Origin of the sequence: Pantoea sp. DY-15 (genome assembly GCF_019795935.1) — a bacterium.
Lineage (GTDB): Bacteria > Pseudomonadota > Gammaproteobacteria > Enterobacterales > Enterobacteriaceae > Pantoea > Pantoea leporis.
In genome coordinates this window covers 232,183-255,493 of the sequence record NZ_JAIMIF010000007.1, presented here as the reverse complement: position 1 = coordinate 255,493, position 23,311 = coordinate 232,183, and the positions used below count along the sequence as shown (strand labels likewise).

General features: G+C 53.3%; 12 protein-coding genes. 8 read left to right on the top strand and 4 right to left on the bottom strand.

What is annotated here, in order from left to right:
• The 8 genes from K5Y32_RS22735 to K5Y32_RS22700 form a co-directional block, all read left to right on the top strand.
• Nucleotides 1–437: ShlB/FhaC/HecB family hemolysin secretion/activation protein (locus K5Y32_RS22735; RefSeq protein ID WP_222185931.1), on the top strand; the 437-nt coding region annotated here is incomplete at its 5' end.
• A gap of 12 nt (nt 438–449) precedes the next feature.
• On the top strand, nt 450–12,941 hold the full coding sequence (locus K5Y32_RS22730) for a hemagglutinin repeat-containing protein (protein WP_222185930.1): 12,492 nt from the start codon (nt 450–452) through the stop codon (nt 12,939–12,941).
• A complete protein-coding gene (locus tag K5Y32_RS22725) occupies nt 12,938–13,234 on the top strand; it encodes a barstar family protein (protein WP_222185929.1) in 297 nt (98 codons plus the stop codon). The genes K5Y32_RS22730 and K5Y32_RS22725 overlap by 4 nt, the downstream gene beginning before the upstream one ends.
• Nucleotides 13,235–13,482: 248 nt before the next feature.
• Complete coding sequence (gene imm45, locus K5Y32_RS22720; protein WP_222185928.1) at nt 13,483–13,794, top strand: Imm45 family immunity protein; 312 nt, start codon at nt 13,483–13,485, stop codon at nt 13,792–13,794.
• Between the two features lie 917 nt (nt 13,795–14,711).
• Nucleotides 14,712–16,160, top strand: a complete 1,449-nt coding sequence (gene xylB / locus K5Y32_RS22715) for a xylulokinase (RefSeq protein WP_222185927.1) — start codon at nt 14,712–14,714, stop codon at nt 16,158–16,160.
• Nucleotides 16,157–17,191: an ABC transporter permease gene (locus K5Y32_RS22710; RefSeq protein WP_222185926.1), complete on the top strand. Its 1,035-nt coding sequence runs from the start codon at nt 16,157–16,159 to the stop codon at nt 17,189–17,191. The genes xylB and K5Y32_RS22710 overlap by 4 nt, the downstream gene beginning before the upstream one ends.
• 30 nt (nt 17,192–17,221) lie before the next feature.
• Nucleotides 17,222–18,202 (top strand): substrate-binding domain-containing protein, encoded by a 981-nt coding sequence (locus tag K5Y32_RS22705; protein WP_222185925.1) that lies wholly within the window; start codon nt 17,222–17,224, stop codon nt 18,200–18,202.
• 20 nt (nt 18,203–18,222) lie between these two features.
• Nucleotides 18,223–19,731: a sugar ABC transporter ATP-binding protein gene (locus K5Y32_RS22700; protein ID WP_222185924.1), complete on the top strand. Its 1,509-nt coding sequence runs from the start codon at nt 18,223–18,225 to the stop codon at nt 19,729–19,731.
• A gap of 191 nt (nt 19,732–19,922) precedes the next feature.
• Here the strand turns inward: K5Y32_RS22700 and hxlB are convergent, their stop codons facing one another.
• The 4 genes from hxlB to K5Y32_RS22680 form a co-directional block, all read right to left on the bottom strand.
• On the bottom strand, nt 19,923–20,483 hold the full coding sequence (hxlB, locus tag K5Y32_RS22695) for a 6-phospho-3-hexuloisomerase (protein WP_222185923.1): 561 nt from the start codon (nt 20,481–20,483) through the stop codon (nt 19,923–19,925).
• A 15-nt stretch (nt 20,484–20,498) separates the two neighbouring features.
• Nucleotides 20,499–21,251 (bottom strand): SDR family NAD(P)-dependent oxidoreductase, encoded by a 753-nt coding sequence (locus tag K5Y32_RS22690; RefSeq protein WP_222185922.1) that lies wholly within the window; start codon nt 21,249–21,251, stop codon nt 20,499–20,501.
• 114 nt (nt 21,252–21,365) lie between these two features.
• Nucleotides 21,366–22,010 carry a ribulose-phosphate 3-epimerase gene (rpe, locus tag K5Y32_RS22685; RefSeq protein ID WP_222185921.1) on the bottom strand — a complete coding sequence of 215 codons (645 nt, stop codon included), beginning with the start codon at nt 22,008–22,010 and terminating at the stop codon, nt 21,366–21,368.
• Between the two features lie 24 nt (nt 22,011–22,034).
• Nucleotides 22,035–23,288, bottom strand: a complete 1,254-nt coding sequence (locus tag K5Y32_RS22680) for a PTS transporter subunit IIC (protein WP_222185920.1) — start codon at nt 23,286–23,288, stop codon at nt 22,035–22,037.
• Between the last annotated feature and the right edge of the window lie 23 nt (nt 23,289–23,311).

Genomic DNA, 23,311 nt, shown 5'->3' with positions numbered 1-23,311 from the left:
GCATCAGCGGCAGTTTCCAGCGCCCGCTGGCTGACAAACTGTGGCTGCTGAGCAGCATTTACGGCCAGTGGTCGCCCGATCGGCTGTACGGCAGCGAACGCCTGACGCTGGGTGGCGAAAGCTCGGTGCGCGGTTTTAAGGAGCAGTATCTTTCCGGAGATGCCGGTGGCTATCTGCGCAACGAGCTGAGCTACAGCCTGTTCACGCTACCCGTTCTCGGCGACGTCAGCGCGCTGGCCGCCATCGACGGCGGCTGGTTAAAGAGCGACGCGCAGAACCGCGAGTCCACCGGCACCTTGTGGGGCAGCGCGGTAGGTCTCAGCACGCGCGGCCGTAACTTCTACACCCAGTACACCGTCGGCATTCCGCTTAGCTATCCCGGCCATCTCCAGCCGGATCACCTCAGCATTTACGCCCGCGTCGGGCTGGTTTTCTAAGAGGCAAAGATTATGGACGATCGTCAACCCGTTTCCCTCGCCCGTCGCGCGCTGAGCTATCTGATTTGCTATCTGGTGGCGGTCCAGCCGATGCTGCCTGCTGTCGCCGCGCAAATTACGCCGGTAACGCCAGGAACGAAAATGGATGCTGCCGGCAACGGCGTGCCGGTGGTGAACATCGCCACGCCCAACGGCGCCGGGATTTCGCATAACCAGTACCAGCAGTACAGCGTTGGCAAAGAAGGTTTAATCCTCAATAACGCCACCGGCCAGCTCAATCAAACGCAGCTCGGCGGCCTGATCCAGAACAACCCCAACCTGAAAGCCGGACACGAGGCGCAGGCGATCATCAACGAAGTGGTTGGCGCCAACCGTTCGCAGTTGCAGGGCTACACCGAAGTGGCGGGTAGAGCCGCTAACGTGATGGTGGCCAACCCGTACGGTATTACCTGTAACGGCTGCGGCTTTATCAACACGCCGAACGTCACGCTGACCACCGGTAAGCCGCAGCTGGATGCCAGCGGCAATCTGGCTGCGCTGGAGGTGACGAAAGGATCGGTGATCGTCGAAGGTCAGGGACTGGACGGCAGCAACGCCGATGCGGTGTCGATCGTTGCGCGCGCAACGGAGATCAACGCCGGGATCCATGCGAAAGATCTGTCGGTGACGTTGGGGGCTAATCGTGTCGGTGCGGATGGTTCCGTAACGCCGATTGCCGGTGAAGGCTCGGCGCCGTCGGTGGCGGTGGATACCGGCGCGCTCGGCGGCATGTATGCCAATCGTATTCACCTGGTGTCGAGCGAGCAGGGCGTGGGGGTCAACCTCGGCAATCTTGCTGCGAAACAGGGTGACATTCAGCTGGATGCGAACGGTAAGCTGACGCTGGGCAACAGCCTGAGCAGCGGGGCCCTGACGGTGAAAGGCGCATCGGTCGCGCTGAACGGTGACAACAAAGCCACAGGGGATGTTAACGTCAGCGCGCAGCAGGATATCGCTCTGGGGAAAGGTTCTCTGGTCAGTGATAGGGGCATCAGCATCAAGTCTGGAGGCAAGGCAGGCCTCAGTAGCGCCATGCTCACCGCCGGGCAGGACCTGACACTGCAAAGTCAGACCCTCGATATCGATGGCAGAAGCCAGATCGGTGCCAGTGGAAATATTGCACTCACAACCCAAGGAAGTGCAACCATTGCTGGAGAGGTGACAGCAGGCAATACTCTAAACGTCAATGCCGCCTCTCTGGCTAACGGCGGCAACCTGGCGGGAAAGAATGCGCTGAACGCTCAGGCTTCATCCCTTAATAATATCGGAAAGATGGTGGCAACCACGCTTTCCATTACGGGGAATACGTTCGACAACAGCGGTGAAATACTCGCAGGCGATCGTGGTGACATCATCACCGATAAGCTTAACCAGAGCGGCACACTGAATGCGCAGGGTGATTTGAATATCCACGCAACCGGCGCAGTGACTAACCAGAACAGCATCAGCGGCAACCACTCACTGATAGTAAGCAGCCTTTCTCTTGATAACTCCGGCACACTCAATTCGCCTGAGCTGTCGCTTAAGTCCTCGCACATCACGAACCGTGGCCTGATTCAGGGCGAAAAGTCCCTCATTCTATACAGCTCAGGACTTGATAATCTGGTAGGTGCCTCGCTGACAACCTCCGGCGATTTCTCGCTGAATATCCCACAACTGTTCAATGCCGGTCTTATTACCACGGATTCTGCACTGGATATCACGGCCGATCAGTTAACCAACAGCGGCGAAATAAACGCACAGTCAATCAACAGCCATCTTCACTCACTTGAGAATGCATCGGGTCATCTTCTGGCAAAAGACGCCCTGGTACTTTCGGGCAGTGATTTTCATAACAGCGGCGTGCTGGATGCAGGCGAACTCTCACTGAATTCGGATACTCTTGATAATCAGGGCACGCTGCAAGCCGACACACGCCTCAGCGTCGGGGTAAACCACATCAGTAACGCCGGCACCCTGACCAGCGGAAATGAACTCAGCATTCTGGGAGACATATTAAGCAATAGTGGGAGCCTGAACGGCCATGCACTGACGCTTAATCTTCGTCAGGAGATGGAAAACAGTTCATCCGGGCGACTGGTCTCGGACAATTACCTGACATTTAATGCACCCGTGCTGAAAAATTTTGGATTGTTTGCCGCGAGCGATCTTTACCTGACAGCAGATACGCTCACCAACAGTGGCACCCTCCAGGGTACCCAGTCAGCGGCCTTAGCAGGAATGTCATTTAGTAACTTACAGAATGGGCAGGTGCTCAGCGGCGGACAACTGATGTTGCAGCACTCTGCTCTGAGTAACGCAGGGCTGATTCAGGGAGACACACTGGGCGTCACCGCAGACAACTGGGACAATGCAGGAAATGCACTGGCTCAGTCTTCGGTGAAAGCCACCGTAACGGGTTCAGTGACGAATCATGGAAATATTCTTGGCCAGCAATCTGTCACGCTTCAGTCCGCATCAGCAGTAAACAGCGGAAATCTGCTGGCCAGAGTGCTGACACTGCGTAGCGACCTGCAAAACAGTGGCCTGATACAGGCGAGCAGCGATCTGAACTGGCAGGGTGAGTCATTCACGAACACAGATTCAGGCAAAACCCTGGCAGGTAATACACTTAGCCTTAAAGGGGCAACGCTTGAGAATGAGGGGGCGCTACAGGGAAATGATGTCGCGCTGAGCGCAGAAAGCCTTACCAATGCAGGGGAAATTCAGGCCAGAGAGGGCCTGACTGCAGCCTTAACGGGCAAGCTGGACAGTACGGCCACCATCGTCAGCCAGGGTGTGATGACGGTAAACGCCGATCAGGTAGATACCCAGGGTAAGCTTGCCGCAGGCAACCTGACCCTCTCGACCGGAACGCTCTATAACAACGGCATTCTTCAGGGCAATGATGCGCTGACCCTTACGACTCCCATACTGATCAACAGCAATCTGGGGCATATCATTACCCAGAGCGATCTCAGCCTTTCACCCGACCGTCTGGAAAACGATGGCGCCATCCAGGCCGATGGTGCGTTCACACTCAGTGGAAACGATCTGCTAAACAACGGCTCGATACAGGCAGACTCTCTGAAGTTCAGGCTGTCCCATTCCCTCGATAACCGGGGTTCGCTCTTTGCAAGCCATCAGGCTGACCTATCAGGCGCGCAGATAAACAACGCAGGTGATGTGGGGTCGGATGCGCTGACCCTGGCGGGCACTGCGTTTACTAATAGCGGACGCATTCAGGCCCAAGCCGCAGCTGACATTAGTGTGAACAATATAACGAACAGCGCGGGGGGGAAATTGCTGTCCGGGGAGGGTATGTCCCTTAACATCAGCAGCCTGCAAAATGACGGGGTTGTACAGGGCGGGTCCCTGAAAATGACCTCCGACCACGTATCCAATCAGGGCACCCTGTACGGGCTTAACGGGCTGACAGCTCGGTTCAGTACCGAGTTGCTTAACAGCGGCACCGCCCAGAGCAACGGCGTGCTGGACCTGATGGCTGACGGCATCACAAACAGCGGTCGCATCGCCGGCACTACGCTCTCCATAACGGGCTCCAGACTGACTAACTCGGGTTTATGGCAAGGAGAAAAAGGCCTGTCGCTGACGGCTGACACGCTGAGTACTCTAGGGGGATCGCGAACCCTCAGTGGCGGTGCGCTCTCTCTTCTGACAGGACAACTGGCGACCGCTGGTACGTGGCAGAGCACGCAGGCGGATATCACAGCCGATGATTGGCAAAACACCGGAACGTTCCTCAGCCTCGGCAGCCTGACAGGCAGCATCAGCCATTCCCTGACCTCTTCCGGCGACATCAGTAGCCTGGGAGCACTCTTCATTTCCGCAGAGACGCTTAAAAATCAGGGCCAGATCCTCAGCGCCGCTGACGTCACTTTGAACGGTCAGAGCCTGAATAATCAGGGGATTTTGCAGGGGCAGACCCTCGAGCTTAATCAGACCAGCGTGAACAACGCTGGCACGCTGACGGGCGTAAACGGCCTGGCGATGAGCAGCAGCACGCTTCCGCTGATGAGAGCACGCGTGGCCGCTGTCTCTCCGCCAAAAGAGCTGATCAACACGGGTTCCCTGTTGACTAATGGTACGTTAACGCTGGGGGCCGACAGTATCACGAACAGTGGCACCCTGCAGGGGCATGACGTCAGCATAGATGCCCGTCAGCTGATTAACAACGGCACGCTTAAAAGTGCAGACAGTCTGCAGGTTGTGCTCTCCGATTCCCTATCTTCACAAACGGGCAGCAAAATCATCGCGCTGGGCAGTGCGCTCCTTCAGGCTCCTGTTCTCCAGAATCAGGGAGAATGGTCGGCCAAATCACTCATTCTCCAGGGCGATACCCTGACGAATGCGGGCACGATGAGTGGCGTTAACAGCCTCAATCTGGCACTGAGCGGGGATGTGCTGCAGCAGACCGGGGGAGCACTGCTGACCGGCGGCGAGCTGTTACTCAACGCCGCTGATGTACGTAATGACGGGAATATGCAGGGTAACACCCTCAGTCTGTCAGCAGGCAATCTGACCAACAATGGTCTGCTTCAGGGAGACAGCGACGCCTCGCTGAAACTGACAGGGCAGGTAATCAATAACGCCAGCGGTCGGGTTATCAGCGGTAAGACCCTGACGGTCGTCACCCCGTCGCTCATGAATTACGGTCTGATTCAGTCTGCATCCGACAGTAACCTGACGTCCCAGACTCAGATACGGAATGACGGGCGACTACTATCAGGCGCGACGCTGACGGCGATTGCGCCACAGTATACCGGTTCCGGACTGGTTCAAGCGTCTACGCTTCTGTTTCAGGTTGCGAATGCAACAAACAACGGCACTCTCCTGGCAGACAACGGCACGCTTTCAGGTACGTCGATGCTCAATCAGGGTACCGCACAGGCCGGAGACTTGGCCGTAAATTATGACCAGCTAAACAATACCGGCACGGTCCTGGGCACAAACCGGCTCAACGTGAAGGCAAGTCAGGTCATACAGAATACCTCGGGAAAACTCTTCAGCGGTGGTGATCTCCAGCTGATCAGTGGAGGTGTGGATGCGTCCGGCCAGCTTGTGGCGCTGAAAAATCTTACCCTGCAGCTTAACAATGCGTTCACGGGCAAGGCGGTTATAGCCGCGGGCAGTGCACTCAACATCAGTAGCAATGGGGCGATAGACAATCAGAGCACTATGCAGGGCAATGCCGTCACGATCAGTGCTGGAGCACAGCTGACGAACAGTGGGCAGATTTCTATCGGTAACGGCAGCAGCGCGCTCTCCGGCAGAAGCGTGTTGATGAATGGATCGGGCTCTCTGCAGGCTGGCGGTGATGTTGCGTTGACAAGCCTCGGGGACCTCACGCTGAACGGGTTTGCAGGAACCCTGGGCAACCTGACACTCAGCGCACCGGGCACAATTGTGAATACGGCGCTGCTCTATGCGGCGAACAATCTGGCCCTTTATGCAAACATCATCTCCAACCAGCGTGGTGACATGCTGGCAGGCAACAATCTGCAATTGCAACGCGATGCAGCAGGCAACGCAAACAGCGAGGTTATCAACACCTCCGGCTCTATTGAGACACAGAACGGCGACATCGTCATTAAAACCGGACATTTGCTGAATACCCGGGATGGGTTGAACGTGCAGCAAAGCACCACGCAGAATACCAGCATTGCAGGACTGGGGAACGCTACGCTCAAACTGCCTTATTCACAAATGGCTGACGGGACATGGGGCTATTACTCCAGAACCGGTACGCATCAGGTAGGACCTTGTAATGGGCATGGCGCATGTAGCTATAACAAAGTGACCAATTACTATTACGCCCCCTTTGCAGATTACGTCACGCAGAAATTTGCCAGCTCACAAACTGAAGTCAACGTAGTCGCCAGTGGCGGTGCTGCCCGCATTGCCTCTGGTCGTAACCTGACGCTTCAGGCCGGTACGTTAGATAACCAAGCAAGTAATATTCTGGCAAACCAGAACATCTTTCTGTCGGGGTCACAGCTGAACAATCAGAGCTGGCAGGCAGGCACTAATTATGACTATCTGCTTTACCAATACGCCTATGAGTCAACCGATGGCACACCGCCTGTTGCCACTCTGAATGCCGATACCGTCGTTCCCACTAAGCCAAAAAGCAACACCGTTTTCTTCAAGCTGACTGGTCATGAAACGGACTTCACACCGGGAGAGCTGTATCGCTCAGTCATTCAGGCGGGGGGGAACATCAGTGCAAGCTTTGCGAGTGACATCAGCAATTCGACCATCAGCGCTAATGCGGGACGTGTCAGCAACACTATTGCGACGCCTTCACTGAACAGGATTAGCAATCGCGCAATCGGTGGCGAAACTCAAAAACAGGGACTTAATGATTTTACGCCCGTTGCAGTCAATTCACCGGCATGGCGTGACCAGCTCCAGGATGCTTTACAACAGGTCAACGGTGGAGACGCACTGGATAGCGGCGCTCAGAACAGCGAGTCGCTTTCTACCGTCACGGTAAATCATGCTGCCCCCACAGACCTCGGCAAGCTCACGTCACTGAATGGTGCCGGTATCAGTAGCGCCGCACTGAAGCAGACAACAACAGGTCAACCCGTGACCTATCAACGCCACAGCGTGGATACCAGCGCCTATCCAATCCCGTCAGGTAATAACGGCTACTTCGTGGTTTCGGATGATAAAAACAGCCCTTACCTGATCACGCTCAACCCTAAATTAGATGGGCTGGGCAAGCTTGATCCTGCGCTGTTTAGTGATCTGAATAGATTACTGGGCAACCAACCCGCTGTTGCCCCTCAGGAGACGCGCAGCCAGTACACTGACGTCAGTCAGTTTCTGGGCTCATCATATCTTCTTGGCAGACTGAATCTTAAGCCTGATCAGGATTATCGCTTTCTGGGCGATGCAGCGTTCGATACCCGCTACGTCAGCAATGCCATTCTGAACGAAACCGGCAGCCGCTACTTAAACGGCGTGGGATCCGATCTTCAGCAAATGCAGGTGCTGATGGATAACGCCGCTGCCGCTCAGCGGTCACTGGGCCTTCAGTTTGGGGTATCGCTGTCAGCTGATCAGGTTGCCGGACTGGATCACAGCATCCTCTGGTGGGAAAGCACCACGATAAACGGCGAGCAGGTCATGGTGCCTAAGCTCTACCTGGTGCTGAATGATGTCACACTTAACAGCGGCAGCGTGATTGCGGCAAACAACGTTGACATGCAGGGTAACACTGTCAGCAATGACGGCAGCACCCTGCAGGCGGGCAATGCTCTTACCCTCAGCAGTCAGAACAGCGTTGCCAACCTCAATCAGGCGCTGATCAAAGCAGGCGGCGACCTTAGTCTCAGCGCTTCAGGCGACATCAGCAACGTCAGTTCGACAATCAGCGGCAAGGCCGTGGCGCTGGAAAGCATGGATGGCAGCATCAGCAACATCACTCAGGCCGATCGGTTCAGCCTCGATACGGGCGGCAAGTCTGGCCGGGTGTCACTGCAACAAACCAGTCTGGGTAATACAGCTTCGATCTCAGCAGATATCTCACTGTCGTTAAATGCAGGGAAAGATATCACTCTGTCAGGTTCTAAGCTGACAGCCGGTAATGATTTGCTGATGAACGCATGGGGCAACATCGCCGTCAATGCAAACCAGGTAAATGACAATTCTTCTTCTACCGGCTTCAGAGGGCAGACAAACACCACCAGCAGTGTTGTTCACTCCCAGGGCAGCATCATTGATGCAGGCGGCAGTCTGAATATTCAGGCAGGTAAAGACCTTTCCTTGACGGCCAGTAACGTGCATTCCGGTGCGGATACGACACTTGCGGCGGGCCATGACCTTGACCTGAACAGCATGGCAACCCTTGATAACAACAGTAAGGGTACCAGGGAAACGCATGCATCCGGATCCGACCGTACCAGCATTTCCAGCGGCGGCAACCTGACGCTGACAGCCGGACAGGATATTACCAGCCAGGCGGCAGCGCTGGACGCTGGCGGCGATGCCTCACTACAGGCGGGTCGCGACATTAATCTCAACGCAGAAGCCTCTGCGTCCGGTAACAGTGAGCACGGTAGCAACAAAATCATCATTAATGAAACTGTGCGCCAGCAGGGAACGGAAATCACCAGCAAGGGCAACACATCACTGGCTGCCGGACGTGACATCACCAGTCACGCCAGCGACATCAGCACAGATCAGGATCTGGCGATGAAAGCGGGACGTGATGTTAATATCACGACCTCCACAGAAAGCGATTATGCCTACCGCGAGGAAACCAAAACCAAGAAAGGTTTCCTGAAAAAGACCTCCACCCACACCATTCAGGAAAACAGCACCGCCCGTGAAAAAACCTCACAGCTAAGCGGCAACACGGTCTCCGTGATCGCGGGCAATGACCTCACCGTTCAGGGTTCCTCCGTGGCCGGTGACAAGGGCGTCGCCCTCAGCGCAGGCCATGACCTGAATATCGTCACCGCCACCAACACTGAATCGACCTACAGCCTCAAAGAGGTGAAGAAAAGCGGGCTGATGGGCGGCGGACTCGGTCTCAGCTACGGCAAACAGTCGGCGAAGAGTGAACGCAACGGCGAGCAGGTCACGCAGAGCGATGCGCGCAGCCTGGTGGGCGCAGGCAACGGTGCGGTGACCCTGACGGCAGGCAACAATGCGCTGATTAAGGGCAGTGACGTGGTCGCGGGCGGTCAGAACGGCGACATCAGCGTAACGGCGAAGAACATCGCTATCGTGGCGGGTCAGGATCAGGTACGCGAAACCGAAAAACAGGAGTCGAAGAGCAGCGGGTTTGGCCTGAGCCTCAACCTGGGGCCGCTGGACACGGTGCGCAACCTGCGCGACATCATGAACAACACCAGTTCGGTGTACGACCAGGTCAAGCAGGTGGGCAACGAGTTCGGCGCCAGCGCGCTGGATTCCCCTGCGCCGGGCCTGACCTATGGCCGCTCAGCAAGCAAGGGTAGCCAGAACATCGAGAGCGTCTATCAGAGTGGAAGTGCACTTAACGCGTCGGGCAACCTGACCCTGAAGGCGCTCGGCGATGCGGATACGTCCACCGGCCACATTCTGGTCGAAGGCAGCAGCCTAAACGCCGGTGGTAAAGCGGCGCTGGATGCCACGCGTAATATCGACATCACCAGCGCCGCCGACAGTCAGAAAGCGGCCAGCAGTAGCAGCAGTAAGAACTGGTCGGCGACGACCTCCGCCTCAATTGGTGCGCTGGCACGCAGCGGCGGCGGGTCGCCGAACAACGGCTCGGCGGGCACCAACTACGGCTCGAAAAACAGCCAGATGAGCGGCGACAGCAGCATCCTGACGCAGCACACCTCATCGATTACCGCTGGCAGCGTTGACGTGACCAGCCACACAGGTGATATCGGTATAACGGGCTCAACGCTGACCGGCACCACCGGCGTCGCACTGAACGCGGAGCAGGGTAACGTCAGCGTCGTCGCGGGCGAAGATCGCCAGCAGACATCGGCCAGCGGCTCGGATCACGCCATTGGCGATCTGGGCGGCGACGGCTACAGCGGCACGGTGGGCGTGGGCCACAACAGCTGGAAAAACGCCAGCACAGGCACGCAGCAGAATACCGTGCGCAGCGGTATCGTCAGTACGCTGGGTGACGTGACGGTTAATGCGGCTAAAGACGTTAACCTGCAGGGGGCGGACGTGTTCGCCGGTGATTCACTGAGCGTCAACGGTGAAAACATCCACCTCGATCCTGCCAAAGATACGCATAAAGCCAGCAGCAGCAGTGAATCCACAAAATACGGGATCACCGGTTCGGTCTCGGGTTATGCGGTCAGCATTGCGCAGGCAGTGGATAAGGCGCGGGAGGCTAACCGTAACCATGACGATCCCCGCCTGCAGGCCATCTATGCGGCCCAGGCGGCCATGACGGCGCTCTCATCCTCGGCACAAAGTAACGCAGCCATCAAGGTCAGCGTGTCCGCAACGGCAGGCAGCAGCCACCAGTCACAGACCCAGAGCAGCACTCAGGAAAACGGTACGGTGCTGGGCGCGCTCAACAATGTCGATCTTAACGCAGAGAGAGACATTACCGCGCAGGGCGTGAAGATAACCGGCAACAATGTGTCGCTCGCTGCCGGTGGCGATGTGAAGCTTAACAGCGCCACTGACACGTCATCCATGAAATCGTCCAGCGGCGGCAGCCAGTATGGCGTGGGCGTTGGCTTTGGGCTGGGTGGCTCTCAGAATGGCTTCTCCATTTCCGTTTCGGCCAGCCAGAACAGCGCGAATGCCAACGGCAGTTCCGTCACTCATCACAACAGTGAAGTCACGGCGGGTAATAACCTGAGCGTCAGCTCAGGTCAGGATGTGGTGCTGCAGGGTGCCAACCTCAGCGGTAAGCACGTCGATGTGGATGCAGGGCGAAACCTGTTAATACGCAGCGAGCAGGACAGCGCCAGCTTCAAAAGTCAGCAAAGCTCATCGGGCGCGAACGTCAGCATCTGCGTACCGCCTATCTGTGCGGGGTCTGTCGTGGAAGGCAGCGCCAATATGAGCGGGAGCAACCTCTATAATGACTTTGCCTCTGTTCAGCAGCAGAGCGGCATCGTTGCTGGCGAAGGTGGCTACGACATCTACGTTGGGAATCACACGCAACTGGACGGTGCCATTATCGGTTCAGCTGCCAGCGCAGATAAAAATCACCTCAGCACCGGTACGCTGGGCTGGACGGATATCGACAACCACGCCAACTCCGGTGGTAACGGCTATGGCTTCTCTGTCAGCGGCAGCTACGGTAATACGGCCAGCGGCGATAAGGATAAAACGCAGCAGTCCAGTACCGCTAACGGTAAGAATAAGGAAGATAGCAAGGATCCGACATCTGACCGCAACTCCCTGCCAGTTGCCTCGCTGCAGCAGAATAAAGACAGCGCCAGTTCTTCCACCTTCAGCGCTATCTCACCCGGCACCATTGAGATCCGCAATCCTGATGCGCAGAAGCAGGATGTATCACAGATAAGCCGTGATACGGCATCCGCCGAAAACGCGCTGAAAGACAAGTTTGATGCAGAAAAGCTGCAGAGCAGTCTGGATGTGCAGCGTGAAATGACCGTGCTGGGCCAGCAGGTTATCGAAACCTCGTATGAAAAATTAAAGGCACAGCGTAAGAAGGAAGCGCAAAAGGAACTGGAAAACGACCCGACGTATAAAGGTAAAACAGACGCTGAGAAGCAGCAGGCGATTGCAGATTCCGATAAAAAGGTTGAAGCGCAGTACGGTGTAGGATCGCTCAACCAGTCAGCCGCACAGGCGGTCGTAGGCCTCTTCTCCGCGCTGGCAGGTGGTAACGTCTCAGGTTCGGTAGCTGCCGGGGCTTCTCCGCTGGTTGCGCAGTTGGTTAAGTATGCCTCGGATCATTCTGCCGGTGGTGAACCGATGCGCGTGCTGCTGCACACGCTGGTTTCAGGTCTGATTGCCAAAGCACAGGGCGGTAGCGTGGCTGGCGGTGCAGCCGGCGGCTTTACGGCGGCGATGCTGGGTCACAATGATGAGCTCAGTAAGTTTATTTTTGGCAAAACCATAAATGAACTAACAGAAGACCAGAAAGAGCTACTGGCCAACCTAGGGACGCTTGCAGGTGCAGTATCTGGTGCCGCTGTTGATGGGAGTAATGGTGCAGGAAGTGGAGCCGTAACAGGAAGAACAGAGGTTGAGAACAACCTTCTAGGTGGTACAGAAGATGGTCAAGCGAAATTTGTGCAGGAGCATGGCAACAATATATTGTCATGCAGTACAGATCCAAGCTCGGCCTCATGCCAGAAAGGTCTGGCAATGCAAGATGCCCTGATGGTCGCATTGCCAGCAGGTCTTGGAGGTGGAGTCTTGGCAGCCGCAACTCCTGAAATCGCGGCACTGGCTAAAGGAGCTTTGCAAACTTGTACAAGCTATTTTGCCATTTGCCTTAATAATATTGGTATTCAGGTCTCTGAGATAGCGGTACCCGGTGGCGTTGGGGCTGGAGGGGCTATAGGTATTGGTAAGACCGCTGCACAGGCTACAGCTGCTAGAGGCGAAGCTTTAGCAGCTAATGCAGCGCACAACGCTGCTAAATATGCCGGCCTTAAGCTGGATCTAAAAACCACTGAATCAGCAAATGAGGTTGTGGATAGCTTACGAAACACAGGGAAACTACCTGACATTTATGTAAATAAAGCTCAAGCTATACAAAACGGTTGGAAAGCCGGTAAAGCATTAAATAATACCTCTCCAGGAAAGCAGATAGGAGGTGATATCTTTGACAACTCCAACGATTTACTACCATCCTCATCAGGAAGAATATGGCGTGAAGCAGACATTGGGTTAGACAATACTATGTCGAGAAGCAATCAAGCAGGTACAAGATTACTATACTCAGACGACGGTCTACTCTACATCACGACAGATCATTACAAGACGGCCACCTCTATAGGTAAATGGAAATGAAAAATAACGAAATTATTCTAGAAGGTACTGATATATCTGAAGAATCGGATGTTCATCGTTTACTTGCAGAGGCACTAAACTTTGGACCCTATTACGGGCGGAATCTGGATGCATTATGGGATCGATTGAGCACAGATACTGAAAGGCCAGTTAAAATAATTTGGCTAGATTCAGAATTGTCAAAAAACCGCCTTGGAGATCGTTTTGAAAAGATTTTAAAAATATTCGAACGTACAAAAAAACAAGATATTGATTTCGGTTGGGATGAAAGATTTGATTACGAATTGAGATAATCAAACGCCTTAATTAATGAGGGCATTGCTTTCATATGAAGTTAGGCCTCCTCATTAGAATCCGCTTTAAATAAAAATAGGGATGTTTATCGAGGTGTTGACGGTAACCTTTATGTATAAGATCCTCAACACGGTCGTTTTGAACTCGTTAGTTCTAAAGGAAAGAATTTAGGTGAAATTGATTTTTCAATGCAAAAAATCCCAAACAGCATTGATAAATCTGGTGGTCATGATTTAAAGGTTAAATAATGAAATTAATAGATTATCCATATACTTCAATTAAAAGAGGCCTGATTTTAAGATTGCCTGCTACCTGGCCTTATGAAGCTTGGGTTGACTTTATGGTTGTTGATTTATTTGACAGTCATGCATTAGTTATTACAACTGGTCATAACGCAGGTTTGGTATTAGTTACTTTGCCAGACATCAGCTTTTCTTCAGAAGGCAGAGCACTTAGTACAGAATGGATGAAAAACAACTGGGAGGAGTGGATTTATCCTGAGTGCAAAGTGGAAGATGTACATATCATTGAAAATTATGACTCCGTTGAACTTTGTTAACTTTAAAATAATGCCTCTGCCAGAGAGGTATATTGAAGTCCATCATAATAAATTGGAAAAAATTATTTTATAGCCTATGTAATTGTGAGAAAAATCTGATGAACCCTTTGTCACAATTCTTAAGGATGCTGCAAATGAAAGCAACTCAGTGATAATTAATTTAAAGGGAGATGCAAGGTGGTCGGTTCACTGGAAAACATGCAAGCATGGGTCTGACAATCCATTGATAAACAGATAGAAGTTATATGGAGGGTGATCATGAGGATCGGGAGGGGAAGAAAATGGGGGGATTGATGCGGTGAAGGGTTAATGTGATGTTTTATTTAACATAATTATGATGCTCCTCATTCTACACAACAGACTTTTCTCCACCCCCATTAGGGTAAAGAAGGCGGTTGTGATTTACAACATCGATATCTGGATTATCAAAGCACCTCAGTTCGTATTGCAATTATAGTTCCGCGTCTAAATCAAATATATGAATATGTTTTTTCAATTCAGTCAAATCTACCTTCATATTCCAGATAATATTATGGCAAGTGACTGCTAAAAACGCATCGATTGGCGCATTTTTTTTTCTTACATTCAGAAGATCTTTTTAAGGAGGTATCCAGTACTACGTGTTTTTTCTTGAAACCTGCGCAAGCTCTAACCATACCAGTTCGCACAAACTGCACCGCTTCACTCTCCACCGCACCTAAAGAACCTTTAGAAACGTCGCAAAAATGAGACATCGGTAACGTTCCTTAAAATCGTCAATTGACGATTGATTTGCCGTGGGTATTTTCTACACCTAACAAATGAGCAAAACAAATTGATCATATGAGCAAAATCTAAGGCGGGATTTCCCCCGACTTACATCACGCCGATCAGTGCTGTTGTCTCAACCATTAAGAAGTACGTCTTAGGGGTATTCAATGAAGCGGGACCTTGTTGCCGGTATAGACTCATCTACCCAGTCTTGTACTGTCATGCTGCGCAGTCTGAAAAACGGCGAGGTGGTGGCGCATGCGCGCACACTGCATCCACCGACCACTCCACCCTGCAGTGAGCAGGATCCAGAAGCCTGGTGGGAGGCGTTGGTGGGCGCGCTCACTGAACTAAAAGCCTGGTGGCCGCGTATCGCCGGTTTAGCAGTAGGCGGGCAAGGGCACGGCCTGGTGATGCTGGATAAGCAAGATCGTCCGTTGCGCCCGGCAAAACTGTGGAATGACACCGAGTCCGCTCCCCAGGCACGCACGTTATGCAACCAAATAGCGCCAGGAGAGTGGGCGCGTCTCACCGGTTCCGTGCCGGGACCGGCCATGACGATTTCCAAACTGGCCTGGACGCAACAGCATCATCCAGGGATGCTGGAGCAATGCCACCGCATAATGCTGCCTTTTGATTATCTGGTCTATCGCCTGAGCGGCAGCTTTGTCTGCGAGCGCGGTGGCGCATCCGGTACCGGTTACTTCAATCCCTTTACCAACAGCTGGGAACCTCAACTCGCGGCAGTGATTAACGATCGCATTGATTGGGTCTCCCTCTGGCCAGCAATTATTCCTTCGCATCAGCCAGCAGGCGTGGTGAAGCTGATCCCTGAACTGGCAGGGCTGGCGGGGGCGATTGTCGGTGTCGGCACCGGCGATAATATGTCCGCCGCATTAGGTATGAACCTGAAAGCGGGTGACACCGGTATCTCGATTGGCACCAGCGGGACACTGTACGGCATATCGACCACCGGCATAGTCGACAGCAGCGGGATGATCAACGGCTATGCCGATGCTGCCGATCGGTTTGTCCCGATGATCACCACCCTGAACGCCGCCAAAGTGACGGATGCGTTTCGCAAACTGCTGCGCGTCACCACCGATGAATTTGATGATTTTGCCCTGCGTTCATCGCCGGGTGCCAACGGACTGCAACTGGTTCCCTGGCTGGACGGCGAGCGCACACCTAATCTGCCGAATGCCACCGGACACCTGCGTGGACTGCGCACCACCACTACGCCAGAGGACATGGCGCGTGCCGCGGTTGAAGGCGTGCTGTGCGGATTACTGGCGGGCGGGTTAATCCTTAAACAACAGGGTTTTAAAGACGATGGCCGCATCGTGGTCACCGGGGGCGGTGCGAAGTCACGCGCTTACTGCCAGATTCTGGCCGATCTTACCGGCAAAACCGTCTGGATCTCGCCGGTAGGCGAAACCGCGTCTGCTGGGGCCGCTATTCAGGCTGCTGCAGCGGTGCTGGGATGCACCAATGCCGAAATGGCCGATCGCTGGAGCGTCCCTTTTGTACCCGTGGCTGAACCTCAGCAAGACGCGCGTCATGTACTGGACGCCTACGTAACCTATTCCCAGGCATTATCAGGAGAACTGCAATGAGTTCCATGACCACCCCCACCAAAATAAAGCCGCCGAAACAGCCACTGAAAGTACCGGCTGAAGCAGGTATCGCCGTTGTATTCATGCTGGTTATGCTGGGCGGGTTTATCGCCACGCCTAACTTCCTCACCGTCTCCAATATGATGGTGCTGTTGCTTAATGGTGCAGTGATCGGCTTTCTCTGTCTGGGCCAATCGTTTGTCTTGCTGACCGGAGGTATCGATCTTTCTTGTGGTTCTATCGTGGCGATGACCTGTGTGGTCGCCGCACTGCTGATGGAAAAATTTGGTATTCCCTGGCAACTGGCGGTGCCGATGGTACTTGCTATCGGCGCCTTCAGCGGACTAATTAATGGCGTGATCATTGAGCGCACCGGCGTTCCGCCATTTATCGTGACCTTTGCCATGATGGGCGTAGCGGCCTCCATACCCCAGATCATCACCGGTGCGGAATCAATTCGCGTGACGCAAATCGGCTACAGCCTGATTGGACAATCTAAACCGCTGGGCATTCCGTTCCCGGTGATCGCGCTGCTGCTGGCGATTGTTATCGCGGTGATTTTCCTGCGCCGCACCATTACCGGTACACATATTTATGCGGTGGGCGGAAACGCTGATGCCGCACACTTATCGGGCATCAGCATCCCCCGCATTACCTTACTGGTGTATGCCATTTCCGGACTCTGCGCCGCCTGTGGCGGTCTGATTTACGGCTCACGTCTGATGACGGGCTATCCCACCGCCGGGCGCGGTGATGAACTGTTTTTCTCCATTGCAGGCGCCGTGGTGGGGGGCGTCAGCCTGTTTGGCGGCACCGGCAGTATCATCGGTGCCATGATCGGCGCGATGCTGATTGCCGCCATCTCAAATCTGATGAACGTATTGAACGTCAGTGCTTACTGGCAGCCACTGGTTATAGGTCTGATCATCTTGTTTGGCGTGACCTTTGATACGTTGCGCACCTCGAAAAAAATCGTGATCCCGTGGCTCAAAGTCCGCAAACCACGAAAAACAACAACACCTACTTCTTAACCCTGACCTACACCTCTTCAGGAGATACAAATGCCACTCCGTACAACACTCACCGCCGGTGCGGTAGTCGTCGCGCTGTCCCTCACGCTGGCGGGCTGTAATCGTGATGCCCCAGAAGGCACCGTGGGCGTAGCCAAAAAAACGCTGGGCGTGACGCTGCCGAATTTGACTAACCCCTATTACGTCGCGATGAAAAAGAGTTTTGAAGATAATGCTGCCGCGCAGGGCATGAACGTCAAAATCGCTATCGCCGATAATGACGACGCCAAGCAACTGTCGCAGGTACAGAACTTTATCGAACAGAAGGTCGACGCCGTGGCGGTCAACTGCGTCTCCTCTGGACCGTGCGTCTCGATTATCAGCCAGCTCAATCAAGCCAAAATCCCGGCGTTTGCCATCAATATTTTGCCCGATAACGATGGGATGAAGCAGCAGAACGTCACGCTGGTGCAGGGGGTTCAGACCGACCAGCGCGAAGGCGGCAAACTGATTGGTCAGCAACTGCTGAAAGATATCGGTGAACACGGTTCAGCCACGGTAGGCATTGTTGGTGAACCGACCTCCATTGCCGCCAATGCGCGCGATGACGGTTTCAAAGAGGCAGTGGCCAGCAACAAGAACATCAAATTCGTTGCGCTGGTCAACGGGAAAGTGGAAGAGACCACCTCGTTAAAAGTGACGACCGAAATGCTGCAAGGCCGACCGGAAATTAATGTGGTGTATTCCGACACCGAGCCCGCTGCGTTGGGATCGCTGGCCGCTATCCAGCAGCTGGGCGTCAGTGACAAAGTGAAGCTTTACGCCTTCGTCGATAAAGAGGGCGTGAAAGCCGTGCAGGATAACAGCGTCATGAAAGCCGGTGCCATTCAGGAGCCGGTGAAGCTGGCACAACTGCTGGTAGAAAATGCGAATAAGAGCCTGAATGGTGAGCAGGTGCCCGCCATGATCAATAACCCACCGCTGCTGGTCACCAAAGAGAGTGCGGCCTCAGTGATCGGTTCGGCGTACTGAGGGAAACAGAGGGCTATTAAATGAACTATGTGGCGGAGCAGATCAAAATTGGTTTTTCGGGCGTGCAGGTGTTGCACGGTGTGGACTTCAGCGTCAGGCCAGGAGAGATCCATGGTCTGTTTGGTCATAACGGTGCAGGCAAATCGACATTGCTGAAAATACTGGCTGGCGTTAACAAACCCGACAGCGGCACGCTGCTGATTGGCGAAGCGCCAGTACAACTCGCTTCGCCACGTGATGCACTAAAAAGTGGTATTGCCTGTGTTTATCAGGAACTGCGCCTGATTCCAGGCATGAGCGTCTGGCAAAACCTGTTCCTTGGGCGCGAACGGCGCAAAAGCAACGGTTTTATGGATGATGCCAGCATGATTGCGCACACGGAAAAAGTGCTGCATGAGTACCACCTAACATTCAGTGCGAGCGAAAAGGTTAACAACCTGTCACACCCTGATAAGCAGATGCTGGAAGTGGTGTCTAACCTTGACCGCGAAGCACGTTTCCTGTTCCTCGATGAACCCACTACCGCGCTGGAAGGGGCTCAAGCCGAGGCGCTGTTGCTTGCTGTGCAGCGCATTGCCCAGGAAAAGCAGATCGGCGTGGTGTTAGTGTCGCATAAACTGGATGAAGTGCTGGGTGTGTGCGATGAAGCCACCGTGATGTGTGGCGGGCGCGTAATTTACAACGAGGGCAAACAAACGCTCAGTAAAAGCGCGATCATTGATGCGATTGTCGGCGATGCCGGTACCTATCAGGCGGCATCCAACAGACGAAGTATTATCCGGGGTGTGTTGGGAAAACCCTGGCTGTCGGTCACCAATCTGCGAACCGATCGACTGAAAGGGGTTAACCTCGAAGCCTATCGAGGAGAAATTCTGGGCATTTATGGTCTGGCAGGTGCAGGCCGCACTCGTTTGTGCCAAACGTTGTTCGGGCTTGAAAAGGTTACCGGCGGCACGATCAAGCTGGCTCATAAAGAGTACCATCCGGTTTCCCCAGCGAAAGCCATTGAGCAGGGCATTGCTTATCTGACGGAGGAGCGGAAGAAAGACGGTTTCATTCCGCTGATGACCAGCTATGCCAATGCCACCTTGCCCGTGCTGAAAAAATTCCGGACGGGGATTTTCGTCAGCCACCGCGCTGCTCGCCAGGCAGCGGCAGAATTGCTGAGTAAGATGAACACGCTGGGTTCGCTGAATGGTCCAATTAAGTCCCTCTCGGGTGGCAACCAACAAAAGGTGCTGCTCGCCCGTGTCATCGCGCAGCATGCCAATCTGGTGCTACTGGATGAACCCACTAAAGGGGTCGATATTGGTGCGAAAGCGGATATTTACCGCATTATTCATCAGCTGGCGGATAAAGGCTGCTGCGTGATCGTGGTATCCAGCGAAGAAGAAGAACTGCTGGACGTCGCAGATAACATCACGGTTTTCCGGCACGGAACCTGCGATGGCGTGGTGATCCCGGCTCGTGACCTGAAACCCGCCGATCTGCGCAAAGCAGCATGGGAGCATACCGAAGCGGCGGTTTAACTCAGCACTGAAATGTATTGCGGGGGCTGTTTCGTATGAAATAGCCCCTTTTTATGCGTCAGTGTTGCCGCAGACGCAAGGTTGATATTCCTTATTGCCGGGCTGACAATAGCATCAAAAAAAGGTGAGGGGAGGTCATACAAAAGGGAGGTCAAATGCAGAGAGCGCCTCCGGGGAAGCGCTCGTGTACGTTACTCGAAGTCAGCGTGGCGTTTAAACATGTTTTCGCTGGTTTCACCCAACTGATTCATCAATTCCAGCACTAACGCATCATAGGTGATGAAGCACAACTGCTCAAAGGCCGAGCCCATCGGCTGCGAAAACTGACCCAGCTTACGATCGTTTTCCGTCTTAACCATGCCTGGCAGCACCAGCACGCATCGGGCGAGTTTGCCAATGGTGGACTCTTCATTCATGGTCACCAGCGCCACCTCGACGCCACTTTCCACGGCTTTTTGCGCCAGACTTTTCAGGCTGCCGGTTTCGCCGCTGCCGGAACCAATGATCAACAAATCTCCTGGTTTGGTATGCGGTGAAGAGATCTCACCCACCACGCTCACCGAGAAACCCAGGTGCAACAGACGGTTGGCAAAGGCACGGATGGCAATGCCGCTGCGGCCTGCGCCCTGCAGAAAGATGTGTCTGGCCTGACGGATCTGAGCAATCAGCTTCAGCGCCTGGCTGTTATCCATCTTCAGCGCATTTTGCTCTAACTCTCTGAGAATACTGATGATACTTTCCTGAACACCCATTTTCGTCTCTCCCAGTCAGGCGATGGTACGACCGCCGTCCATCAGGATGGTTTGACCCTGAATATACGAGTTGGATTTATCCGCCAGGAACACCGCCAGATTAGCCACATCTTCAATGGTGCCGAGACGACGCATCGGGATCTTTGCCAGCACCGCATCTAAATCGGCCTGAGTGGGGTAGTTGACGCGCATCATTTCGCCGGTGTCGATCAATCGTGGAGCAATCGCATTCACGTTCACGCCTTTTGGTCCCAGCTCTTTTGCCAGACCACGGATCAAGCCCTCACCGCCGGCTTTACTGGCTGGATAGCTGACGCCGCCGCCGGTGCCTGACAGAGCAGAACCAGAAGAGATATAGACAATGGATCCCTGGTTGGCCAGGAAGTCGTCGTAAAACGCTTTGACCGTGGTAAACAGACCCGTGAGGTTGATGGAAATGGTTTTGTTCCACTCTTCAAAGCTAATATCTTTAACTTTATTGGCAAAGGCAACACCGGCGTTTAATACCAAGATATCAATACGACCAAAAGTTTCGAAAACTTTGTTGCGTGCATCAACCAGCGCCTGAGGATCAGAAACATCGGTTTTCACGAATAGTGATTTTACATTGCCAAAAGTCAGTTCTTGCGCAGTTTTAGTGCCGTTTGCTTCGTTGTAATCAATTATCACTGTATGCGCACCGCGTTCCGCAAATTGTTTCGCGATACCTTTACCAATGCCGTGTGCGCCACCGGTGATTAATGCCACTTTGCCTTCAAATTGACTCATGAGCTTGTTCTCCTGATTTTCGTACAAATGGAGAAGGGGATCTTCCCGCATCGAAAATGTGTAACTGCCTGGAGCGCTCATGGTTGAGCGCGCCATTAAACGAGAGGAATGGAATTAATGCATAGCGGCTTTTAGTGCCTGATAGCTTGTTTTAGGGTTGTCATTAAATAACGCCCCGCCAACCACAATTAAATCCGCGCCCGCTTCCTGCACTTTTTTCGCGATATCCAGATTAACGCCGCCATCAACTTCAATCTGAATATTACGACCCGCAATCATTTCCCTGGTGTTTCTGATTTTCTCCAGACTCTTCTCGATAAAAGCCTGCCCAGGCTGGCCGGGATTAATAGTCATAATCAGAATATAATCAATATCATCCAGTAAATATTCCAGCACACTTTCTGGTGTACCTGGGTTGATCACCACACCCGCCTTACGCCCGGCCTGTTTAATCTTCTGCAGAATAAAATGCACATGTGGTGTGGATTCATAATGCACGGAAATCATTTCGGCACCGGTATTGATGACATCGTCAATATGACGTTCCGGGTTAGCCAACATCATATGCACATCAAATATCATCTTACTGGCTTTCTTCATGGCTGATATTTGGTTGGGGCCAAATGCAATATTACTCACATAGGTTCCATCCATTAAATCAACATGGAGTATTTCGGTATTTTCCTCTTCTAAGAAACGGATCTCATCTTGCAGACGTAAGATATTCGCTCCGAATATGGAAGGTAATATTTGTGCCATGGTAAGCAAACCTCATTTTTTAAATCAATGGAATACTGTGCTCAACCAATACGTTAATACTTCCCAAGGTCCAGTTAACACAAAGTCAGTACCCTGGCCCTGTAAACCTACGCCCGCACCGTGCAGGAATTGTGTGGCGCCAGGTGCGACGTAGCCACCTAAATACATCACGACAATCGTGAACAGTAAGGTTGAGATAATCGAGCGGATAACGTTGCCGTTGCTGGCCATCACGGTCATGGTGCTCATGTAGATAATTGACATCAACACACCAATCGGGAAGATCATCACGCCTGGCAAGATCAAGGCGCAGAGCATGGTCAGCGGGATAGTAATCACGGTCACGGTGACGGTTGCCGGGTCACCCAAAGCCAGTGCACAGTCCATCCCGATGTTCAGTTCTGCATCTTTACCCATCTGACGCTGCATGATCTCTTTAGCACTCTTGCCAATCGGCGAGAGACCTTCCATCAATACGCCCACTACTTTAGGCAGCAGTACCATAACCGCCGCCACTCCCATTGCCATAGGAACAATGGTGGTAACCGGTTGTTTGGTCAGCAAGCCCAGTAGGCAACCCACAATCACACCAATGATGGCCGGCTCACCGAATACGCCGAGGCGTTTCTGTACACTCTCTAAATCAACATCGAGTTTGTTGAGACCGGGAATCACATCAATGATTTTGTTGACCAGCCAGGCAAATGGTAATGTCCAGCCGATATGAATCATGGTGGTACAGGTGGTGCCTTCCAGGCCGTAATATTTCTGCCAACGCGGTGCAATTAAGTCGCCAATAAACAGGGCAACCACACTCAGGGCCACGGCAATACCAAAACCGATCCAGAAACTGTCAAAGATGAAATAAGCCAGTGCGCCAGGCACCAGGAAGTGCATGTAATTCCAGATATCCACGTTTAGGGTTTTGGTTAATTTCAGACGCACCAACAGCAGGTTAAGGATAATACCGACAGGCACTACTAGCGCAGCGAAAGGCGCAACCCACGCAGCAGCACCCACCGCTGGCCAGCCAATATCAGCTACGGTAAATCCGCTGCCCATTTTCGAGTAATAGGCAATCGCCGGAGCCAAAGAGGTGCTGAGCAAATTAACCACTAAGCCGAGGCCGATAAAACCGATACCGACCATAATACCGGATTTAATCGCCGCACCGATTTTCATCCGGAAAACCAGACCTAGAATGAAGATGACAAGTGGTAGGATGGCGGTCGCCCCCATGCTTGTTATCGTTAGCATTATGTGTTTTAACATGTCCATCTTGTCATCCCCTGTGTATTTTT